This window comes from Paenibacillus baimaensis, from assembly GCF_025567575.1.
In genome coordinates this window covers 207,459-227,986 of the sequence record NZ_JAOQIO010000084.1, presented here as the reverse complement: position 1 = coordinate 227,986, position 20,528 = coordinate 207,459, and the positions used below count along the sequence as shown (strand labels likewise).

Genomic DNA, 20,528 nt, shown 5'->3' with positions numbered 1-20,528 from the left:
CTAATCCTCCCCTTGTCGGTCCGAATCTATGGTGTGTAATGATTGAGGTCTTTTTTTATATTTGCTCCAGGGAAGTCGAAGAACAGCGCCTAACATTTCTTTAAAATGCGGAGGGGAAATCGGCGCCATATAGGGCACACCGAAGGAACGAAGCTGGCTCATATAACCTAGAATCAGCAACATCCCAAGGATAAGTCCGTACATGCCAAGAAAAGAAGAAATCATAAACATCAAAAACCGCATGAAACTGACGGTTGAACTTAACGATTGATTGACTAAAGTAGTTCCTGCAACTACTGTAATGGCGCCAACGACAACAACGCTTGGCGAAACCAAGCCGGCTCGAATAGATGCATCACCAATAATTAATCCGCCAACAACGGTCAATGTCTGTCCAATTGTACTTGGTAATCGAAGACCCGCTTCTCTGAATATCTCTAATAGCACCAGTAAAATTAACAATTCTGCTTGTGCGGTAAAGGGCAATCCAATACGTGCTGATGCAATGGTTGCCATCAGTCGAAAGGGGATCTGATCCTGGTGAAAAGAAGACAACGAAACCCAAATACCAGGCAGCAAAATAGATATACAGAAGCTGAATAAACGTATCAAACGTGCAAATGATACATTTTGGAAACTAAAATATAGATCTTCAGGTGATTTTATTAGAAGCAAAAAGGTCGTAGGCCCAACTAATACCATTGGATTCCCATCGACAATGATGACAAATCTCCCTGCCAACAGACTGCTTACTGCTTTGTCAGGTCGACCGCTGTAATCGAGTAAAGGAAACATCGAATACTTGGCGTCAACAATCATTTCTTCAAGTTGGTTTATACTATAAAGTCCATCCACATCAATCTTGTTAAGCCTTTTTTTCACTTCATTCAACACATCAGGGGAAATAATGTCATCAATGTACAGCAAACCAACTCTTGTTCTTGTTCGTCTTCCCAGCGTAACGGTTTCATAGCAGAGGGAATTGCTGCGAATCCGTTTGCGGATCAGTGACACATTCACCATGATGTCTTCTACGAATCCATCTTTGGGACCCTTGATCGATATCTCTGTACTTGATTCTTCAGGAGTGCGCTCAGAACGATGACCGATACACATTCTAAATAAAGCAGAGGTTTGAGGAAACAGCAGCAGGAGATCCCCCTGAAACAATAATTCGGCTATTTCTACAGGTGTGGCTTCGGCCTCTATTGAATGTATAGGCAGGGTACCGTATACATTGTCCCCTTGCAAGTCAGTAAAACCATGCTGGCGATACATATTTTTAAGCTGAGGTAGAACGACCCTACCAATTTGAGTGGTATCACACAAGCCCTCGCTATAAATGAGAGTAACTTCGGAGCAACCATCATCCTCTAATCGAAAATTATGAATCTGGACGTCCGCCGAGTGAGGAAATAACGCCTTGAGTTTAGATTCGCTCCAGCTTTCCGACGATTCAAGCTTATTTCCTTTCATGCAGCTTCCTCCTTTACCTTCCTGGAAATGAGTGCAATCGCCATGCATACGAGTGATATGAACAAAGCTACTGTGAAAGAAATCGGCATGTAATATTGATACATCCATAAATAAACGGAATAGCTTTCCAAGGGAAGCATCGTGAGCACAATATAACTGATCGTGATGGATAAAATTAGCATATTTTTCTTTTTCAAGCTTCGAAAAGGTAACAACTCTCCTATTAATAGCTGTGAAAAGCTGACTCGTATCACCGCACCGGCGAGCCATTGGAATTCGGATAAAAAATCCACATGCTCGATATTATTACCAAGTTTTACCAATCTCCACTGCTCGTAGGGTGATTCCATCTGCTTGGTGGCTTCCCTATGCCCAAATTCCGTAATTCCACCTATAATGGGACCTACCGTGATGTACACCATAACAGCTGCAAGTATCATCAGCTGCCATGGCCGAACACGAGACTTTATTCGATGCTGAATCGCTATGATCATGATCAGCTCTATGAAGCCGCCTCCCGCATAAAGCATGCCATGGATAACAGGCTGCCAGCCATACTCCAGAACCGGCTGCAACAGGGTGAAATCTTTTTTGGGCATATTGGCGAAGCTCACAAAATACCCCAGTACAATTACCATAGGTAATAAGATGCCCGCACTAATCGCTATCATCCGAATGCCAGAAATGGCGTAATACAAGCTGACCAGACATAAAGTGAAAACCAAGGCAAGCTTGGGCGTACCGGGCAGGTTATTAATAATGGTCCATGTTGCGGTGTGGATAACCGTCGTCCCTCCGATGAGATACAATTGCAAACAAATCGGAATGACAAGCAACCACGAGATTGTGGAATTTGTCTTGCTCGCTAGCCAAGGCTGAAGCTTCTGTTGGCCTGATTTTTTCATAAAGATAACCAGCAGGGCACACCACGGTAATAACAATACTCCTGCCAATATAGCGGAAATCCAGGCATCCCTGCCGGATGCCTCCATCAGCATAGGATTCACGACTACATGAGTCATAAGTCCATTCATCAGCATCAAAATCATGCACACCTGCAAAAAGTTAATTTTACCTATACTTTTATCCATGACACTATTCACCATCCGTCTGTTATAACGGTAATAGATTATCCAGATGTTCGAATATTATGCATATCCATCCAATTTACAACCATCATACAAACAAGCTGACCCCGGTCTACTACCGTTGTCAGCTTGTGCTGTGTGCTATCCATTCTTCAGTGATTAGCGCACGATTGATTCATTTCACTTTTTTAATTCCGCTTTTTCCTTGTTGTAGATAACCGTTGCTTGCTCAATCCACGTGCTTCCGCCTTCGGCTAAATATTTTTTCTTAAAGTCCGTGTATAGTTTATCCAGATCGCCCTTCGATACGATGGCAGAGGTTCTGAATTCAAGCTCCATGTCATCAAGAACCTTCTTTTTGTCTCTTTCAATATCAGGTACCCCAAATAGATAAGCATCAGGGATTGGGCTGTTATACGATAGTTCGATCCCTTTGCGCGTCGTATCGTTCATCAGCTGAAACTCCATACCATCCAGGCGTTGAATAATAGCAGAATAGGCGAAGCCCCCCTGATTTCTCAGTTGAACAGCATCGTCATAAGGCTTGATCCATTCGAATTTGCCGTCTTTCATGGTATAGGTGGTTCCTTCAATTCCAGCCCATGTCAAACGGTCGCCTTCTTCGCTGATTAGAAAATCAAGCACCTTCATCGCAGCTTCAGGGTTTTTGGATTTACTGGAGATGTGCGTCCACGGACCTTTATCCTCACGGACAAAACGAACATTGCCGCCTTGACCATTCGGTCCCTTGAGCGTAGTATACACAAACTTCGGTTTAGGATTTTCAATATAGCGGGTCATCCAGTTTTGCGTTGTACCTGGAGGATTAAACTGGAAGGCACCCATCTTCCCATTCCATAGCTTTTCATATTCCTGCATCGCTGGAACGGTTGCAAAGTCAGGCTCAAGCAGCCCTTCCTTGTACAGCTTGTTATAGTACTTGACTGCATCCAGATAACCGGGGGCTAGTGGCCACGGAGTCACTTTACCGTCAACTAGCACTCCCCTCTTGAGTGGCACCCCATAAGCCGCGAAGACATGCTCGAATGTCTGATCAATGGATACGGACAACCCAAGACCGATGGTATCATTCTTGCCATTACCATCCGGGTCCTTGGTAACAAAGGCTTTCAAAACATTTTCATATTCATCCAATGTTGTCGGCACCTTGAGCCCAAGCTTATCGAGCCAATCCTGACGGATGGCAAGTCCGTTACCGAGTCCGTAAGCATTCGGGATGGCATACGTTTTGCCATCGATGTAGCCGATACCCTTTAAATATTTGCCTTTATTCTCACTAATGTTTTTTCCTGATTTCTCTAATAAAGGATCAAGCTGAAGAATGGCTTTATTGTCTACCAGATCTTTGATCTTAGGCTTGCTGTAGCTGTTGAATATGTCAGGTGGGCTGCCGGATGCAATCATGGCATTCAATTTATTTTCATAATCCCCGAGATCCACTGCAATGACCTGCACGTTGGCGCCTGTTTTTTTTCTGATTTGGTCAATGACCGGATTCGTCTCAGGGAAATTGGTGCCCTTGCTCATAAGAATCGTAACGGTTGCCGTTTCTCCAGGCTTGGTTTGCTGCTGTCCCGATGCATCGGAACCCGTTCCTTGCGCACCTCCACTGCAAGCGCTTAAACTTCCAACCGCAACTATTGTTGTCGTTGCCCATACGATGGATTTCCAAGATTTATTAATCATAGCCAGCCCCCTAGGTATTTGTCCGAATTCACATTTCATTATCCTTTAACTGAACCGATTAATACTCCCTTTACGTAGTACTTTTGCAAAAACGGATAGATGAGCAGCATAGGCAGTACCGATGAAATGACCGTTGCCATCTTGACCGATTCCTCGGTTACCATCCCGATATTGCTGGCAAAAGCCTCCGAGCCCTGTACCTGCTGCAAAGAACTGCTGTTGAGCATCGTCCGTAGGAACACCTGCAATACTTGTTGGCTCTGTGAGTTGATATACAGGATCGCGTCAAAATAGGAGTTCCAATGAGCTACTCCGTAAAACAAGCCGATCGCAGCAATCACCGGCATGGAGACAGGCAGTATAACTGAAATTAACACCCTCATGGGCGAAGCTCCGTCTATGCTCGCAGATTCTTCGAGCTCAGGAGGAATGTTCTGAAAATACGTTTTCATAATCAGCAAATTCCAAGCACTGATCGTACCCGGAATAATGAGCGCCCAGATACTATCCAATAGTCCCAATTCTTTAACGAGTAAATAGCTGGGAATCATACCGCCGCTGAACAGCATCGTAAAAAAGATCATCAGTGTGATCGCATTTCTGCCGATAAAACGCTTCAGGGATAACGGATAAGCAAGCATCGCCGTAAATAGAAGATTCACACAGGTTCCCACAACCAGCCTGATCAAGGAGTTCCCGTAGGCTGTATAGATCCCCTTACTGTTCAGTAAAATTTCAAACGACGATAGCGACCATCCCCGTGGAAGAAGGAATATGCCTCCACCCATCGATAGCTTGGGATCACTTAAGGCATACATCAGGACATGCCAGAAAGGATACAGCGTGCATAGGGACAATAGTAATAAAAAACCGTTTAACAGCCAATAAATGAACTTCTCCCCAAACGTCTCCTTCATGTTGGCCTCCTAAAAGTTTTGGTACAAAACCCGCATCGTAAGCTTAAATAATCCCGCTGTCCCGGTCGATTTTTTTGGCAATATAGTTAGTGAACAATACGAGTATCAAGCCAATGACTGACTTGAACACACCCGTAGCTGTCGACAAATCATATTTGGCCTCTTCGAAAGCCAGCTTGTAAATAAAGGTGTCCAATATTTCGCTGACTTCATATACCTGAGGATTATAAAGCGCATACACTTGATCCAGCCCGGCGTTGAGGATGTGGCCTACCCGGAAGATCAGTAAAATGACAATCGTTGTTCGCAGCCCCGGAAGCGTAATATGCCAAATTTGATGCCACTTCTTCGCCCCGTCCACCTTCGCCGCTTCATATAACTGAGGATCAATTGATACGATGGTCGCCAAGTAGAGCACAGTCCCGAACCCTGCTTCCTTCCATATATTCGAGACAACCAGCAACGATCTGAAATATTCCTTGCTGCTCATAAAATTGATCACAGTTCCCTCATAACCCAGCCACACGGAAATCTCTTTGATAACGCCCGTAGACGGGGAAAAAAAGGCATATAATATGCCTGTAATGATAATCCACGATACAAAATGGGGCAGATAAATGACGGTTTGCACAAATTTTCTATACAGCATGTGCCTGACTTCATTCAACATAATCGCAAGGATAATAGGAGCAGGGAAAGCAAACACCAATTGGTACAGGCTGATAATCATCGTATTGTTAAGCGCTCTCACAAAACCACTCATTTGAAAAAGCTTAACAAAATTATCGAATCCTATCCAAGGGCTGCCAGCAAATCCTTGGTATACGTTGTACTTTTTGAAAGCAATCAATATTCCATACATCGGAACATAATGAAACACAATAAAGAATAAGATGCCGGGTATGGCCAATAAATACAGATGCTTGTCTTTTTTTAGCAGAGTCAATGTTGCTTTAATTCCTACCACCGCCATTTCTGTAGGGATAACCCTAATCTCCTGCTGTTAGCTTCTGGATGTTACATGTGGACGAAGACCTGCTGTTCATCTACAGAAACATCAAACCGTTCTACTTCTACATCATACGTTTTGGTTCTTACCTTCGGGTCCACCATCATTTGACCTGTCTTAATGTTGAATTCCCAAAAATGCCACGGACATCGTGCAATCTCACCCTCATGCTCAAAGCAAAATTCCCCGGGTCCCGTGGATGTAACAAACGAGCTCGTAATGCCCTCGCATAATCCCGCACTTTGATGTGGGCATAGATTCCGAATCGCATACAATTCGCCGCCCAGGTTGTACACACCAACACTGCGCCCGCCGGCTTGAATAATTTTTTTGGATCCAGGTGTTAATTCTGAGATGCTGCCTACCAAATACCGGGTCATGCCAAAGCCACTCCCTTCGACGCTTTTCTTTGCGGCAAGCCGTACAGCTCCGCTGCATTCTGGTAAAAGATTCGATCCCACATATTCTCTTCCAATTTCGGGAAGGCATGCGTCGGGGAATCAAAATCCCAGTGCGGGAAATCGCTTGCAAACATCAGATTCGTCTCGCAATGGATGGCATTCATCATTGGCTTGATCATATCGGTTGTCGGAGGAAGCTCCAACGGCTGCGAGGTGATCCTAAAAAATTTACGGTAATATTCACTTGGCGGTTCCTTGACCCACGGTGTCTGGTGGCGCAAAGCTTTCCAATCCTGATCCAATCTCCAGATCAGCGGAGCGATCCACAGCATTCCCGCTTCCATCATCACTACCCTGAGTGTTGGGAACTTCTCAAATACCCCTTCAAAAATAAAGCTTGCCATATGTGCTGCCATAATATGAGCACGCGCTGCACGGTATTCAATGTAGCTGGTAACATGCCCGGCCCCCGTTGTCGGATTGTTGATACCAATACCCTCCATGCTGACGTGAATGGTAAAAGGCAGGTTATGGCGAACGCAAGCTTCATAAATAGGATGATAAAATCGGTGCCCGTAAGGCTTCTGTGCTCCATTGGAGACCACGACCTGAATCATATCTGGATTGGATCCAACACGATCAATTTCTTTGGCGGACAGAATAGGATCCTGCTTAGGAATCAGGATTGAGCCTTTCAGTCTGCTTTCTCTCGACAAGTATCTCTCCAAATAATAATCATTGTGTGCCGAACAAACCGCCGCCGCAAAATCGGTGTCTACCGCTGCATGAACCTCATAACCTCCCCCAGTCAATATACCATACTCGATGTTGTAGGTGTCCAGGTGGTTTTTCCGTAAATAATCGAGATAAGTGTCTTCGTTCTGACTGTCCTCAGGGATGTTCACATCCTGCATACTACCGTTGGTTCCACCATTCAGAAACATTCCGCCTTGTGCAGGCAGACGCCAACCAAAAGTAGCAATCTGTTCCCGATAAATACGCGGCATGTACTTCAGCATACCTTCTCGCGGAGCTCTTCCGTGAATATCCGTGTCAATAATGGAACGCTTCAACTTGGACTTGCTTTCTGATCCTTTGATTTGTGTTGTCTCCATTTGAACCACCCCTTTATCGCAATTGTCATCTTGGAACTACGTAATGTTCTGATTTCACTATTATCATATCATCGTAAAATACGGATTGTAATACACACATTTGCCATTTCTCTTGCACTTTTTTGCGTAGATGCGGAGAAACAACTATCCGATCCAAACCTTTAATAATTACATAAAATATGATATTCTCAAATTAAAAGCCAGCTTGGTTGATCTGGTGGCAGGAGGGGAATGTGCCATGCTTCAAAACCTGATAAATGTAGATGGATATGTCTATGCGGGACCCCAACCTGGCTTCCAGCTGCCCGAGGATATATACAGTAATCATGTTATCCTTGGCGTAGAAAAAGGCGCGTTTGACTTCGATGTCGGGGAGTTGAACGGACATGCGGTCTTTGGGGATATCGTGATTTGTCCGCCGAATGTCGTGTTAAAGCGCAGGACACCCAATGAAATTACTTTTCACATGATTCGGTTTACCGTACCCGAGGAAGTAGAGGATTCTTTTCTGCGGCCACCTGTTGGCAAAATAACGATTCACGATGTGGCCCGGCTCTCCTCCACTTATACTTATTTGCGTAAGACAGAGCTCAAATACGGCGTCTCCTCTCCTATTCTCAATCATCTGGTTGCGGACCTTTTATTTCTGTGTGATGTGGAAAAAAAATCCACTTTTAATCGTAAAAAGCAGATTGACCCCAGCATGCAGAAAGCAGCGGGAATCATTCACAAGAATGTGTTCGGCGAGCTTAGCATGCACGAAATTGCGTCCAGTCTCGGAATCAAGCAGCCTCAGTTTACAAGGCGGTTTCAGGCAGCATATGGCGTGGCACCTTTGGAATTTGTTACCCGTTTGCGATTGGAGGAGGCCAAGCGGCTGCTGCTGGAAACAGATGACACCATGGAATCGATTGCGATCCAATGTGGGTATGAGAACGGCTCCTACCTGAGCCGAATATTCAGCTCCAAGATCGGGACGAATCCTTCGTCGTTCAGACAGCATTATCGTGTCTAAACCCATACTTAGGTGCGTTGGTGAGGACATGGGTATGGGGTTCCAGCCGTTGTTGAAGTCGTGTTCCATGGATGAGATTGGACGGTGGGAACACGACTTCAAAGACGGCCCGTAAACTTTCCACCCCATACCCATGTCCTCTCTCCTTCATATGTGCAGTCTTCTACTTCTTAACCCCAAGCCGATCTGCCATCCGGCATTCATAACCATGATCCTCTTATATATGAACAAAGAAGCCTCCGGCTCACTGAGTTAGTAAACCGGAGGCTTCTTCTTTTTTTCTTGTATGGGGTAAAACTCTACAATAGGATTGTGCTGCTCTCCATGCCTACAGATGGACAATCACCGCTCCATCTTCGACGGAAACCCCGAACATTTCCACTGTTACCTCATAGGACTTCGTTCGCATCGCCGGATCAACAATCATACATCCGGTCTTGATATCGAATTCCCATTGATGCCACGGACAACGGACGATTTCCCCTTCACGCTCATATTCAAAGCGACCCGGACCTGAGGAGCTAACAAGCGGTTTGGTCAGCCCTCTGCACAGCTCTGCACCCTGATGCGGGCACACGTTGCGCAGTGCGTAAAACTGCCCATCGATATTGTAAATGCCGATACTGCGGTTGCCGGCTACCACAATCTTATGAGTTCCAGGAGGAATCTCCGATACTTGTGCAACGGTGTGCATCTCAGCAGTTGGTGGCCTCTTCTGCGGGACTTGCTGTTGTGTAGACTGTGTCATGATTGCTTCCCGTCTCTTTCCGCCTTACGCGAAGGCAGACTATAAATATCGGCAGCATTCTGGTAAAACACACGATCCCATAGCTCATCATCCAATTTCGGCAATGCTTTTAGCGGGGAATCAAAGTCCCAATGTGGATAGTCGCTGCAGAACATCATCGTTTCCTTTGCGAAGATGCTGTCCATCATCTGGTCAAACACTTCCCGATTCGGCGTAATCTCGATCGGCTGCGTCGTAACTCGCATATTCGTACGGAAGTACTCGCTTGGCTTCTTCTTCACCCATGGGGTCTGCACACGCAGCGCCTTCCAATCCTGATCCAGCCTCCACAGGTACGGGGCGATCCAGAATACACCTGCTTCCTGAAGCACAACCTTCAATGTAGGAAACCGCTCAAATACACCTTCGAAGATGAAGCTTGCCAGATGAGCCATCATGACCTGCGGACGAGCAGCTCTGGATTCTATATAATGGGTCACATAGCCTGCACCTGTAGTCGCCGCATTCACTCCGCTACCCTCTCCACCAACATGAATGGTAAATGGCAGGTTATGACGGACACATGCTTCATAGATCGGATTGTAATATCGATTCCCATAAGGAAAGATCGACCCGCTGGAAACGATCACCTGCGCGATATCGGCCCGTCCACCTATACGATCAATCTCCTGCGCCGATAAATTCGGCTCCTGCTTCGGAATAAATACTGAACCTTTCAACCGGCTGTCCTGTGCCAGCCAGTGCTCGATGGTATATTCATTCGTTGCGGTGCATAAAGCTGCCGCGTAATCATGGTTGATCGTACCATGCATCCCCATGCCTTCACCGGTCAGGATGCCATATTCAACATTATGGGGATCGAGATGATGCTCCTGCATGTAAGCCAGATCACTTCCCGCGGGACCTCCAGCAGGCGGAAAAGAGTCGACCATCCGACCGCCTACACCTCCATTAAAATGCATACCTCCAGGCAAGGCAGCTCCATAAGTATCGACAAGCTCACGATATTCACGAGGCAAATATGGTTTTATTACATTCATCCCTGTGTAGTGATGGATATCGCAATCAATGATCGAACGCTTCAGCTTTGGACGTTTGACCGTCATTTGCTGTCCACCTTCTGTCGCCTTCATTCGCTTCTCCTCCAATTAACGATTTGTCCTGCAGTTGCTTGACAAGATCAATTATAGGATGAAGAAGCGAAATAAGATTGCCGATGTTTGACATGTTTCTGGTCAATAATTGACCAATCTGATGAAGTGCTGCCTGCATTTATTCAGCTGCAAACAAACGCTGGCGGTATGCGGAAGGTGTCTCCTCTGTCAGAGCTTTGAAATGACGGCTGAAGTGAGATGAGGAGGGAAAACCGATCATATATGCGATCTCCGAGACAGACACATCCGCAGACTCGCGCAGCAGTCGCTTTCCTTCTGCCACCCTTTGCAGCAGCACATACTGGTAGAAGCTGATATCCATCTCCTTCGTAAAGCTTCGCGTCAAATGCTCTTCACTGACCGCGAAGCGTTTGGCAACCGCTTTTAATGATAATTCTTCACCCAGATTTCCACATACATAATCCAGACAAGCCTGCACAAGATCATTCTTTTTCCCCTTCATCGGCAGCATCGTTACGCGCTCCGAATCTGTCGTACTCCTTTGCAAATAAGCTGTTATTTGCAGTACAAGAGCCAATGCCATCCGCTCCCAGCCAATCTCGCGAGCTTCCAGCTCATGATTCAGCCCTCTGCACATCTCCTCTACTTTCTGGAACTGCTTAGGACTAAGAGAAAAGCTCAGGCACGAATCATCGGGTACCCAGGCAAAATCAATGAGACGGTGCAGGCTAGAAAGCACATCCTCATCCTCATTACTGAAGTTGACACAGATCACCGCACGTTTATAAGACGATTTGGAAATCATCTGATGCGGCACGGTTCCGCGAAATACCGAGACAGAACGGGGAGCCTGCAGCAAGATTTGCCTGCCTACAACCATCGTTCCCTCTCCCTCTTGAGTGATATGTATCTCCACACCAGGCTGATAATGAAAGTTGGTTCCCTTGGTCCACTCATTAAATCGCAGCAGAATAGGGAACCGATTTAAAGTTTTCTCGATATCCACGAGCCATTGAAGCTTGTCATTATTCATGAAATCCTTCATATCCATGCATGTAATCTCCAATCCATACAACCATACTCTTACTGGCCATTTCCACCCGAAAAGGCTGCTCCTCCACATCGGTGTGAGAAGCAGCCGTTCCGCCCAATCGATGATGTACAGCGAGACTACATCATGAAGCATCCATCTCGATTGGCCGAGTCGCTTGATACAGCGCAGTAATTTCACCTACAGACAAACACCTGTCATATACCGCCAGCCCACCGAGCAGGCCTTCATAGAAGTTACCCATTTCTCCAGACCGATTCACACCGGCAACCGTAAAGTCTGATCCCTCACTACCACCGTTGTGCAGTGCCTTCGGATACAAGTAGGGGTTGAACGTTTCCCGTTCATCCAGCTGTCCGTCCAGAAATACTTTGGCGTATTCGCCATCAAAAGTGAACACAGCAAAATGCCACTCTCCAAAGGAAACCTCTGTTTGTCCAATAGCCGATGTCATACAATATTTATATTCCGGTGTCGGACCGCCTTCAGCCGACACATGTCCGCATAGCTGTTGAGCGCTGTCCCAAATCCGCAGATTGAGAAACATGCAATATTGCCGATGCTTATACGTTTCATCCCACATGCCAACGACCGCTTCACATTTTGTTGACTCCTGCTGACCAGAGCGCTTCAGCCATGCACACAATGTAAACGCTGTCTCTCCGTGGAAATCCAAAGACGGACAGTCTGCACGAGCAATCCGATACCACTGACCGTTGCGAATGTCGGCAGCAGAGGGCCCGAACACACCTTCATTGGCCTTGGCAACAGCGCCGTTCCCATCCTGCAGCACATACCGCTCTTTCCCCTGGGAAGTTGGAGGTTCTCCTGAGGGCTCCTGAAAATCCCAAAAACTGACCAATCCCGGCGTATTTAGCACGGCGCTTGCCGCACGCTCTCCTGCTTGTGTCACATGACCATCTCCCATGAATAAAGTATGATTTGCATCGGCAGACATATTCTTCCTGCACCATGCTTATTATACAATGCAAATCGCAATATCACTAATGTCATGAGAACCTTTTATCAGGCTAAATAAACCGTTTGACCTGAAGCAGCTGAAGCATTCGCCGCCAATGTAACCTCCAGCGTTTTCATGGCCTCGCTGTAATCAGCAAGGATCAGGCTGCGGTCACCCGTATCAATCGCTTCGATAAACGCATGATCCTGAGCTCTATAGAAATCATCATCCCCTTTATAAACCATAGTTTGTTTGCCTTCTATTATAGTCAAGGTTCTACCTTCAATTGTCAGAAGATACCCAGGGCCCATTACTTCCAGATAAGCTCGTTCGACAGGCTGAGGAAAAAACGTGGTGTCGATATGTCCGACTGCCCCATTAGCAAAAACGAAGTTCGCGGAAGTGACATCAGGGATATCGAATCCCCCATCCTTCATCACAAGCAAGTTCATATCAGCGGATACCTTCGTGATATCTCCAGCCAGGCAGCGCATCATATCCACATTATGTGTAGTCATTTCAACTAGCTGCCCGCCGGATTTGTCCATGATCGGCCACCAAGGCATTTGGGGTATGCCGCTTATGCGCAGTGCCCGCACCATCGCTATCGGCTTATCCGACAAATACGCCCGTGCTTTTTGCAAGGCTTCCATATAACGCAAGCAATATCCGGTGCTGACGATAATTCCTGCCGCCTGCATCACTTCTGCTTTTTTCCTGACTGCATCCATATTGAGGCCAACCGGTTTCTCGACTAATAAATGAATTCCACGACTCGCTGCGACCTCTTCCACATCACCATGGGCGAAAGGAGGGACACTGATAATCAAGCCGTCCGGCTGCTCCCGGTCCAGCATTTCCTCATAATGGGTGTAGGCTCGCCCCCCGTTTTTATTAACCATATTTTGCGCGTTTTCAAGAATTACATCACAGATCCCTACGATCTCTACCTTTGGATGAGGCTTCAAAGCTTTCATATGCTCGGCAGCAATACCACCTGCACCCATAACAGCGATTTTTACCATAATATATACCGCACTCCTTCGGAATTTGATTGTACAAGCACGCTTAGTTAATTCGGTTTGTCGCCCATGATCACACCAAGATGCCTCGCCGTATCGAAGATGAGCTGCTCCGGAGCACTTGTGTAAGCCGTCAATTCCGCAGTCAGCACATCCTTATAACCGATATCGTTCAATGCGATTCGTACTTCCTTCCAATCGACATCACCTGCCAGCAGCGGGACAAAGCCATTCAGGTTACCTATAGCGAGCTTAAAATCTTTGACATGCACCTTGCGAATTCGGTGACCCAGTATACGAATCCATTGCTGCGGATAACCAAATAGCAGTGTATTGCCTACATCAAAATAAGCGCATACCAAAGATGACCCGAAGTCATCAATGTACTTGGCCATTTCAATTGGCGACCACATGAACTTATTCCATACGTTTTCGATGCCCATATGGATATGATTCGCCTCCAGAGCCGGCAGCAGCTTGGCTAGCTCTGTCCGGCTGCGTTCATAGCACTGCTCATACGATACTTCCTCGTTCACTCTGCCGGGAACAACAAGAATCGTATCCATACCGAGCCATGCAGCAATTTGTATTTGCTTCTGCATAGCCTTGATTCCAAGATTGCGAACCTCCTGATCGGGGGAAGACAACGGATAACGTCCCATGATTTCTGAGGAAAGTGAGCGCAGCTGGATCCCATGATGCTCGGCGAGCCGCCCAATGGCTTTGGCTTCCTCCTCCGTGGTGTCCATGGTTAGTCCCACACCACCAGGTGCGTACAGGTTCAGTTCAACTTCATCGAAGCCCGCTTGACGACTCGTTTCAAACATATTCGCTAATGAAGTACCCTTTGGAAAACACCATTGATTAATTCCTTTGCGCATCCACTTTTTCTTCCTTTCCGCCCTGCTTATGACGCATGACTTACCGCATGCTGCCGTTTTTCGGGGTACACTAGAAGAATAATGTATTTCGAACCGCTTGTATTTATTGAAATCGAAACACAATTTACACAAAACGCCATCCGCTTAAATAGAAAATTCATCTGTCTTTCTTTGTTGCATTTTACGCCACTCCGATGGGGGGATTCCTTCCACTTTTTTGAACCATAACGAGAACGAATGCAATCTGGCAAATCCGATCTGCTCGGCGATTTCATTCAATTCTTTATTTGAGGAGCTAAGCAGCCATTTGGCCTCGATCATACGACATTGCTGCAAATACTGCTTGGGGCTCATATCGTAGATTTCATCGAACAAACGGCGAAAACCAGCCTCGGTCAGCCCTGCCAATGCGGCCAAGTCAGCGATTTGCACACCTCGACTCAAATTTTCGCGGATATAATCGGCCGCCTTGGTGATCGTTAATGCATGCTGAACCGATTGCGAATGTTCAAGCAGGAATAGAACAATGACCTCTACCCATGCACTGTATGTTCTCATTTGCTTCTTAAGTGGACTGGACAATATGCGTAAAAATTCGCGAAAAAGCCATTCCAAGCGTTCTTTATCGAGACGGGATAGAGCTATGATAACTGGCTTGGATCCGCTTCCAAAATCAGATAAGTGCTCCATAATCCGAGCCGGTATGTTTTCCAGATGCATGACCCCATAGCGATTCCGCTGCTTCCCTTCAAACCGGTGCGGCAGGGCAGGCGGGATGATAATTACTTGCCCTGCATCCAGATTAAGCTTACTGTCATTCCATTCGAATACGCCTCTACCTTCCAACAAAATGCTGATTTCCAAGGTGCGGTGCTGGTGAAAGCCGTCATCCGCCCAATCTGTATTCGTAGTAGCCACAAAACTCCGGACATGAAACTCCGGTTTGGTTAACATCTCGCCTCCACCCAACTTGTTCACGCCCCTCATCCTGTACGGCTTCCCCCGCAATTAATTCGCAACAACCCTTCATGTTATCACTGTAACCGGAACATATGGATAAAATCAACGCAAAAATAGTAAAGAACCGTTCGGCTCCTGTCCGGACGGTTCTATTCTTGTACATACGCTCATTGTAGTGATAGAGTTACAATTTATATAACTTTTTGGCATTTTCATAGAAAATCTTCTTTCTTGCTTCAAGGCTCAGACGTTTGAGAATCGCATCCGGGGCATCAAAGTCCCAATGAGGATAGTCGCTGGAAAACATCAAAATATTTTCCGCATCCATCATGTCAAACAATCTGATCAAATCTTTGGGATTATCCGGCTCTTCAATCGGCTGTGTGGAAAGGAAACAATGGTCGCGAATGTACTCACTTGGCAATCGTGTCAACCACGGCACCTGGGCCCGCAAAGCTTTGTAGTTTTTGTCGAGCCTCCACATCAGATGGGGCAGCCAGGCAATCCCCCCTTCCAGCAATACCAATTTCAAATTCGGGAATTTCACGAACACCCCTTCACAAACAACACTGGTCAATTGTGCCATAAACATCTGGGACAAATTCGTGTGCCATTCGATATATCGGGTAGGATAACCAGCTGAAGTCGGGGCGCCGGTGCCACCTGTACCTTCGGTTCCGGGATGTACAGCTATTGGCAGTCCATGCCGCTCTGCCGCCTCATAGATCGGATGATACATGCGATGCCCCAGCGGTTCGCGGGTTGCACTGGAAATAATAACCTCGATAATATCCGGGTGTCCGGCGATACGGTCGATTTCACGCGCAGCGAGCAGAGGATCCCCTGTTGATACGACCATTGCCCCCTTGAATTTATCGCTCCGCGGAAGCCATTCCGCAATCAAATAATCGTTATATGCAGAAGCAATAGCTGCCGTAAAATCAGGATCATGTGTTGCTGAAATATTATAAAGAATACCGGTCAGAACGACATATTCCATATTGTACTCTTCCAGTAGTTGTTCGAGCATATAATCCGGGTCCGATCCTTCCACCCCTCCGCCTGGTGGCTTGGTGTCCTTGCGCATTCCTCCGACTGGCGACCAGTACCCGCTCCCCATCATACCGATCCCTGAAGCAGCAACCCGGGTTTTCCAGGGCTCCGGTAAATAGGGAACCAGATCCTGCGGTTTTTTCAACTCATTATGCACGTCCACATCGATGACCTTCAATATCTCACTCACTTTCATTACCTCCCTTATGTCCTATGTTTATTGTAATCAAAGAGACAAGGGATCACGATAAGTGATTCAACAATTTATTGAGAGATTCTCCGATTAGTATGATAAAATGAAGTCATTGGGAGGGGAGCAGACTCGTGAAAATAACATCGGTTTTATTTGATTCTCAAATGGGCAAAAACTGGAGCATATCGAGGTCACCGACTAAATATGATATTTTACTGCTTGTTATCAACGGAAAAATCACTTATACCTTAGGGGATACCGTAATTCCTCTGCAGCGTGGAGACGGTCTTTTTATATCAGCGGGTACTATGCGATCTGCAGTCACGGACCCTACTGATCCCCATCAGATGTTTTCCGTACACTTCAACGATTCTACGGAAATCGATATACCTCTACTTGCTGGAGGAGACCACCGTTTTATTCGAACCATCAGCTTCGATTACCTGAAGCAGCGGTTTTCTTTGCTTTATGATTGCTGGATCGGGCAAATGCCGTGTTATGAAATTATTTCCAAAGGAATTATGCTGGAAATATTGGGGATCGTCCAACGGGAGCTTATGTCCAAGCAGCATCCCACGTCCAAGCAAAGCCTGGCTATGCACATTCAGCAATATATCGTCAAGCACTACCGTGAGCCGATTCGTCTCAGTGAGCTTGCTCAACACGTTGACCGGACTCCGAATTACATTTCAAGTGTATTTAAAGAAGTAACAGGCCGCACACCGGTCGAATACCTGCATCAGGTGCGCATTACCTCTGCCCGCGAGATGCTGCTTAATACCGATATGACAATCAAGGAGATTTCCGATTATCTCGGTTATTGCGATCAAACTTACTTTAATTATATTTACAAAAAAAATATAGGCTATCCTCCAACATCTACGCCCAAGCGTGGCATGAAACAGGCGGCGGAATAAAAGCAGCTGTTCAATGGAGGCCAAATAGAAAAACCATACTTGTCTAAACCCATACGTTGGCGCGTTGGTGAGGACATGGGTATGGGGTTCCAGCCGTTGTTGAAGTCATGTTCCATGGATTAGATTAGGCGGTGGGAACACGACTTCAAAGACGGCACGTAAACTTTACACCCCACACCCATGTCCTCTGTTCATCCTTTTTGCTGTCTGCCACTTCTAAGCTCTAAGAGCCGATACGGTACTCACCTCATCATGTTTAAGAAAGACCGTCCAGCTAGCTCGCCGGACGGTCTTTTCGTGTGTAAATTCATACGCTTACGCACGAAACTCCAAGTGAATAAGCTTATTTGCCATAAGTGCGCTTGTAGGCTGCATTGTACATTTTCAGCAGATCGTCCACGCCCTGTTTCTTCGACTGGTCAATAAACTCGGCAACGGTTTGATCATTGATCGGTGTTTTTCCAGATACAAACTCGGTTAGCTTCTGATCAAAATATTTGTTAAGGTTGTTCAGCTTCGATTTTTCGATTTCCTGCTCATCCGCATTTTTAACGATCGATTTGGGTGCGTCAATAATAAATTTGGCATAGGAAGCATTGATTTCCTTGTTTTTGGCGTCCAAGCCTCTTTCCCATGCAGCACGCGCTATCGCGTTATTGATCGAGACGTTAGGAAACCATACGCCCCAATCACGGCGCAATGGAACATAGGGACTGGTACCGAATTCTTCCATGTATCTGGGCTTGCCATCCACCAGTTTATAGGTTTTGTTCAAGATGCCGAGCGACATCAAATTCGTGCCTTCCTCGCTGTATAAATAATCCATAAATTTGATCGCCGCATCTTTGTCTTTTACATTAGCTGAAATCGCAAGGCCGCTTGTACCGACGGCAGGCCGTGCGTACTGATAATTTTTGACACCTTCGGCAGCGAATTGCGGGATGACATTCATATCAAAATCTTTATTGTTGGGGTTGGCTTTACGGGCTTTCTCAATTAACGGGTCCATGTCAGCTTTCCAGAAGTAGGTAACCATCGATTTTCCCGTCAGCAGCCGCTCTTCCCATTGGGCTGTAGTCAACAGCGCGAACTCCGGTTCGAGCAGCTTCTCGGCATACAGCTTATTCATGTACACCAACGAATCCTTGAACCCTTTATGATACCCGGCGAACTCATATTGACCGCCGCTTCCTGGTGTTTCGTTAATGAATCCTTCGACGCCTGTGAATGCTCTTAAGAATACCGTAAAGATCCCGGTCAGGTTAGGGCTGCTGACAGGTGTGCGAAATGTGAGCGGATATGAATCCGGGTGTTTTTCTTTTAACGCTTTCAGATATTGGTAGAACTCATCCACAGTAGTCGGCGCCTTCAAGCCGTATTTGTCCTGCAAGTCCTTTCGAACGTACCAGGCGTAGTTAAAGCCTTTGGTGCTGGGATCACTTTCCAATACAGGCATGGAATAATATCCGCCATTCGCTGCTGTCGCCTGAGCCTTCGCTTCCGGGTTATTGTCAAAAAACTTCTTGATATTCGGCGCTTTGTCCAAATAGTCTTTTAAATTCAGGAACACCTTCTCCGGTCCAAAATCCCTTCCATCCTGATTAGGCACAAGTATAAAATCGGTGACTGTATTCGTCGCAATCATTATTTTTCTTTTTTCCGGGAGTGCTTCCTCACTGATCACCTGAAAATCAATTTTGGCGCCCGTTTTCTTCTCAATTTCCTTGAAGGTTTCCCAATCCTGCTTAACCGGTCCCTCCACGCGATTAGCTGCCAACCATGTGAACGTTACCGCTTTAGGCTGCTGGCTTGCCGCTGGGGCTGGCGTTGTCGCTGATGGCGGCGCCGTTGTGCCACCTGTATCCTTTGCTGGCGTTGAAGTGCCAGCACTGGGTCCCCCGCTGCTACAGCCGGCAATCATGCCGCCAAACATAATAGCTGTAAGCGTCGCTGCATATGCTCTCTTTTTCACCCTAATACCTCCCTTAATGGTTCATATATAGGAACAGATTCCAGGGGAATCTATGGCTATCTAGCCTTTCACGCCGCCAATCATGCTGCCCTGCACAAAATATTTTTGGATAAAGGGATACACGCACAGGATCGGCAATGTCGCGATTACGATCAATGCATATTTCAACGATTCGATATAACTTTGATCACCCTCACCCTGCGGGTTGTTGCCGGCTATAAGTACACTGCGGAGCATAATCTGCAGCGGATGCATCTTGCCGCTATTCAAATACAGCAGTGCATCAAAAAAAGCATTCCACTGATTGACAGCTGTGAATAATCCGATCGTCATCATAACAGGCAGCGATAAAGGAACAACGACTCTCAGCAGCACTTGCATGGAGCCGCAGCCGTCCATAATCGCCGCATCCTCAATTTCCTCCGGCAGCCCTTCAAAAAACGTCCTCATAATGAACAGATGCCAGGTGCTAATCAAGGATGGCAGTACGATAGCCCAAATCGTATCCAACATATTTAATTGCTTGACAAGGAGAAAGGTTGGAATCAGTCCTCCATTGAACACCAGAGTAAACGCGGCCAGTATCAGAATCCATTTTCTACCGATCAGCCATCTTTTGGCCAAGGGATACGCCATAGCAGAAGTTGCTATTAAAGTAAGAACGGTTTGCACCACGGTATAACGAATCGTGTTCCAATAGCTGATCCACAGGTTTTCATCGACGATAATTTTTTCATAAGCGCCAAAATTGATGCCTTTGGGCCACAGCAGAACCTGTCCGCTGGCAACCATCGCATTATCACTGATCGAGGCTGCAAATACAAACACCATCGGATATAACATGATCATAATGACGACTACCATGATCAGCGTATTGACGATGTCAAACAGCTTGAAGCCAAAGCTTTTTCGTTTCATGCTGCCCCT

19 protein-coding genes are annotated in these 20,528 nt (G+C 46.4%); 2 read left to right on the top strand and 17 right to left on the bottom strand.

What is annotated here, in order from left to right:
* The 7 genes from OB236_RS20200 to OB236_RS20170 form a co-directional block, all read right to left on the bottom strand.
* Positions 1-1,476 (bottom strand): spore germination protein, encoded by a 1,476-nt coding sequence (locus OB236_RS20200; protein ID WP_262685617.1) that lies wholly within the window; start codon positions 1,474-1,476, stop codon positions 1-3.
* A complete protein-coding gene (locus OB236_RS20195) occupies positions 1,473-2,567 on the bottom strand; it encodes an endospore germination permease (RefSeq protein WP_262685616.1) in 1,095 nt (364 codons plus the stop codon). The genes OB236_RS20200 and OB236_RS20195 overlap by 4 nt, the downstream gene beginning before the upstream one ends.
* A gap of 177 nt (positions 2,568-2,744) precedes the next feature.
* Complete coding sequence (locus OB236_RS20190) at positions 2,745-4,271, bottom strand: extracellular solute-binding protein (RefSeq protein WP_262685615.1); 1,527 nt, start codon at positions 4,269-4,271, stop codon at positions 2,745-2,747.
* A 38-nt stretch (positions 4,272-4,309) separates the two neighbouring features.
* On the bottom strand, positions 4,310-5,188 hold the full coding sequence (locus tag OB236_RS20185; RefSeq protein ID WP_076228920.1) for a carbohydrate ABC transporter permease: 879 nt from the start codon (positions 5,186-5,188) through the stop codon (positions 4,310-4,312).
* 43 nt (positions 5,189-5,231) lie between these two features.
* A complete protein-coding gene (locus OB236_RS20180; protein WP_262685614.1) occupies positions 5,232-6,161 on the bottom strand; it encodes an ABC transporter permease in 930 nt (309 codons plus the stop codon).
* Positions 6,162-6,205: 44 nt separating this feature from the next.
* Complete coding sequence (locus OB236_RS20175; RefSeq protein ID WP_262685613.1) at positions 6,206-6,577, bottom strand: Rieske (2Fe-2S) protein; 372 nt, start codon at positions 6,575-6,577, stop codon at positions 6,206-6,208.
* Positions 6,574-7,713 carry an amidohydrolase family protein gene (locus OB236_RS20170; RefSeq protein ID WP_076228917.1) on the bottom strand — a complete coding sequence of 380 codons (1,140 nt, stop codon included), beginning with the start codon at positions 7,711-7,713 and terminating at the stop codon, positions 6,574-6,576. The genes OB236_RS20175 and OB236_RS20170 overlap by 4 nt, the downstream gene beginning before the upstream one ends.
* A 238-nt stretch (positions 7,714-7,951) precedes the next feature.
* Between OB236_RS20170 and OB236_RS20165 the strand changes: the two genes are divergently transcribed.
* Entirely contained in the window at positions 7,952-8,728 is a 777-nt protein-coding gene (locus tag OB236_RS20165; RefSeq protein WP_076228916.1) for a helix-turn-helix domain-containing protein, read from the top strand.
* A gap of 328 nt (positions 8,729-9,056) precedes the next feature.
* Here the strand turns inward: OB236_RS20165 and OB236_RS20160 are convergent, their stop codons facing one another.
* The 8 genes from OB236_RS20160 to OB236_RS20125 all read right to left on the bottom strand — a co-directional run bounded on the left by OB236_RS20160 (position 9,057) and on the right by OB236_RS20125 (position 16,715).
* On the bottom strand, positions 9,057-9,476 hold the full coding sequence (locus OB236_RS20160) for a Rieske (2Fe-2S) protein (RefSeq protein ID WP_262685612.1): 420 nt from the start codon (positions 9,474-9,476) through the stop codon (positions 9,057-9,059).
* On the bottom strand, positions 9,473-10,609 hold the full coding sequence (locus OB236_RS20155) for an amidohydrolase family protein (RefSeq protein WP_262685611.1): 1,137 nt from the start codon (positions 10,607-10,609) through the stop codon (positions 9,473-9,475). Before OB236_RS20155 ends, OB236_RS20160 begins: the two co-directional genes overlap by 4 nt.
* Before the next feature lie 139 nt (positions 10,610-10,748).
* A complete protein-coding gene (locus OB236_RS20150; RefSeq protein ID WP_262685610.1) occupies positions 10,749-11,822 on the bottom strand; it encodes a helix-turn-helix domain-containing protein in 1,074 nt (357 codons plus the stop codon).
* Entirely contained in the window at positions 11,767-12,555 is a 789-nt protein-coding gene (locus OB236_RS20145) for a LamG domain-containing protein (protein ID WP_262685609.1), read from the bottom strand. Before OB236_RS20145 ends, OB236_RS20150 begins: the two co-directional genes overlap by 56 nt.
* A gap of 113 nt (positions 12,556-12,668) precedes the next feature.
* Positions 12,669-13,628, bottom strand: coding sequence for a Gfo/Idh/MocA family protein (locus OB236_RS20140; RefSeq protein ID WP_262685608.1), 960 nt, complete (start codon positions 13,626-13,628; stop codon positions 12,669-12,671).
* Between the two features lie 47 nt (positions 13,629-13,675).
* Positions 13,676-14,506, bottom strand: coding sequence for a sugar phosphate isomerase/epimerase family protein (locus OB236_RS20135; RefSeq protein WP_262685607.1), 831 nt, complete (start codon positions 14,504-14,506; stop codon positions 13,676-13,678).
* 144 nt (positions 14,507-14,650) lie between these two features.
* Positions 14,651-15,460 carry an AraC family transcriptional regulator gene (locus tag OB236_RS20130; RefSeq protein ID WP_262685606.1) on the bottom strand — a complete coding sequence of 270 codons (810 nt, stop codon included), beginning with the start codon at positions 15,458-15,460 and terminating at the stop codon, positions 14,651-14,653.
* A gap of 190 nt (positions 15,461-15,650) precedes the next feature.
* Positions 15,651-16,715, bottom strand: coding sequence for an amidohydrolase family protein (locus tag OB236_RS20125; RefSeq protein ID WP_262685605.1), 1,065 nt, complete (start codon positions 16,713-16,715; stop codon positions 15,651-15,653).
* Positions 16,716-16,843: 128 nt separating this feature from the next.
* Between OB236_RS20125 and OB236_RS20120 the strand changes: the two genes are divergently transcribed.
* On the top strand, positions 16,844-17,629 hold the full coding sequence (locus OB236_RS20120) for an AraC family transcriptional regulator (RefSeq protein WP_076233615.1): 786 nt from the start codon (positions 16,844-16,846) through the stop codon (positions 17,627-17,629).
* Between the two features lie 343 nt (positions 17,630-17,972).
* On the opposite strand, the gene OB236_RS20115 is transcribed toward OB236_RS20120, so the two are convergent.
* Positions 17,973-19,601, bottom strand: coding sequence for an extracellular solute-binding protein (locus tag OB236_RS20115; protein ID WP_076233616.1), 1,629 nt, complete (start codon positions 19,599-19,601; stop codon positions 17,973-17,975).
* 60 nt (positions 19,602-19,661) lie between these two features.
* A complete protein-coding gene (locus tag OB236_RS20110) occupies positions 19,662-20,519 on the bottom strand; it encodes a carbohydrate ABC transporter permease (RefSeq protein WP_262685604.1) in 858 nt (285 codons plus the stop codon).
* Between the last annotated feature and the right edge of the window lie 9 nt (positions 20,520-20,528).

Excerpts from the sequence above, each read along its gene's own strand:
- OB236_RS20185 (WP_076228920.1), bottom strand. The coding sequence starts at position 5,188 with ATGAAGGAGACGTTTGGGGAGAAGTTCATTTATTGGCTGTTAAACGGT.
- OB236_RS20200 (WP_262685617.1), bottom strand. The coding sequence starts at position 1,476 with ATGAAAGGAAATAAGCTTGAATCGTCGGAAAGCTGGAGCGAATCTAAA.
- OB236_RS20175 (WP_262685613.1), bottom strand. The coding sequence starts at position 6,577 with ATGACCCGGTATTTGGTAGGCAGCATCTCAGAATTAACACCTGGATCC.
- OB236_RS20180 (WP_262685614.1), bottom strand. The coding sequence starts at position 6,161 with ATGGCGGTGGTAGGAATTAAAGCAACATTGACTCTGCTAAAAAAAGAC.
- OB236_RS20125 (WP_262685605.1), bottom strand. The coding sequence starts at position 16,715 with ATGAAAGTGAGTGAGATATTGAAGGTCATCGATGTGGACGTGCATAAT.
- OB236_RS20140 (WP_262685608.1), bottom strand. The coding sequence starts at position 13,628 with ATGGTAAAAATCGCTGTTATGGGTGCAGGTGGTATTGCTGCCGAGCAT.
- OB236_RS20170 (WP_076228917.1), bottom strand. The coding sequence starts at position 7,713 with ATGGAGACAACACAAATCAAAGGATCAGAAAGCAAGTCCAAGTTGAAG.
- OB236_RS20155 (WP_262685611.1), bottom strand. The coding sequence starts at position 10,609 with ATGAAGGCGACAGAAGGTGGACAGCAAATGACGGTCAAACGTCCAAAG.
- OB236_RS20165 (WP_076228916.1), top strand. The coding sequence starts at position 7,952 with ATGCTTCAAAACCTGATAAATGTAGATGGATATGTCTATGCGGGACCC.
- OB236_RS20110 (WP_262685604.1), bottom strand. The coding sequence starts at position 20,519 with ATGAAACGAAAAAGCTTTGGCTTCAAGCTGTTTGACATCGTCAATACG.
- OB236_RS20195 (WP_262685616.1), bottom strand. The coding sequence starts at position 2,567 with ATGGATAAAAGTATAGGTAAAATTAACTTTTTGCAGGTGTGCATGATT.
- OB236_RS20160 (WP_262685612.1), bottom strand. The coding sequence starts at position 9,476 with ATGACACAGTCTACACAACAGCAAGTCCCGCAGAAGAGGCCACCAACT.
- OB236_RS20130 (WP_262685606.1), bottom strand. The coding sequence starts at position 15,460 with ATGTTAACCAAACCGGAGTTTCATGTCCGGAGTTTTGTGGCTACTACG.
- OB236_RS20135 (WP_262685607.1), bottom strand. The coding sequence starts at position 14,506 with ATGCGCAAAGGAATTAATCAATGGTGTTTTCCAAAGGGTACTTCATTA.
- OB236_RS20190 (WP_262685615.1), bottom strand. The coding sequence starts at position 4,271 with ATGATTAATAAATCTTGGAAATCCATCGTATGGGCAACGACAACAATA.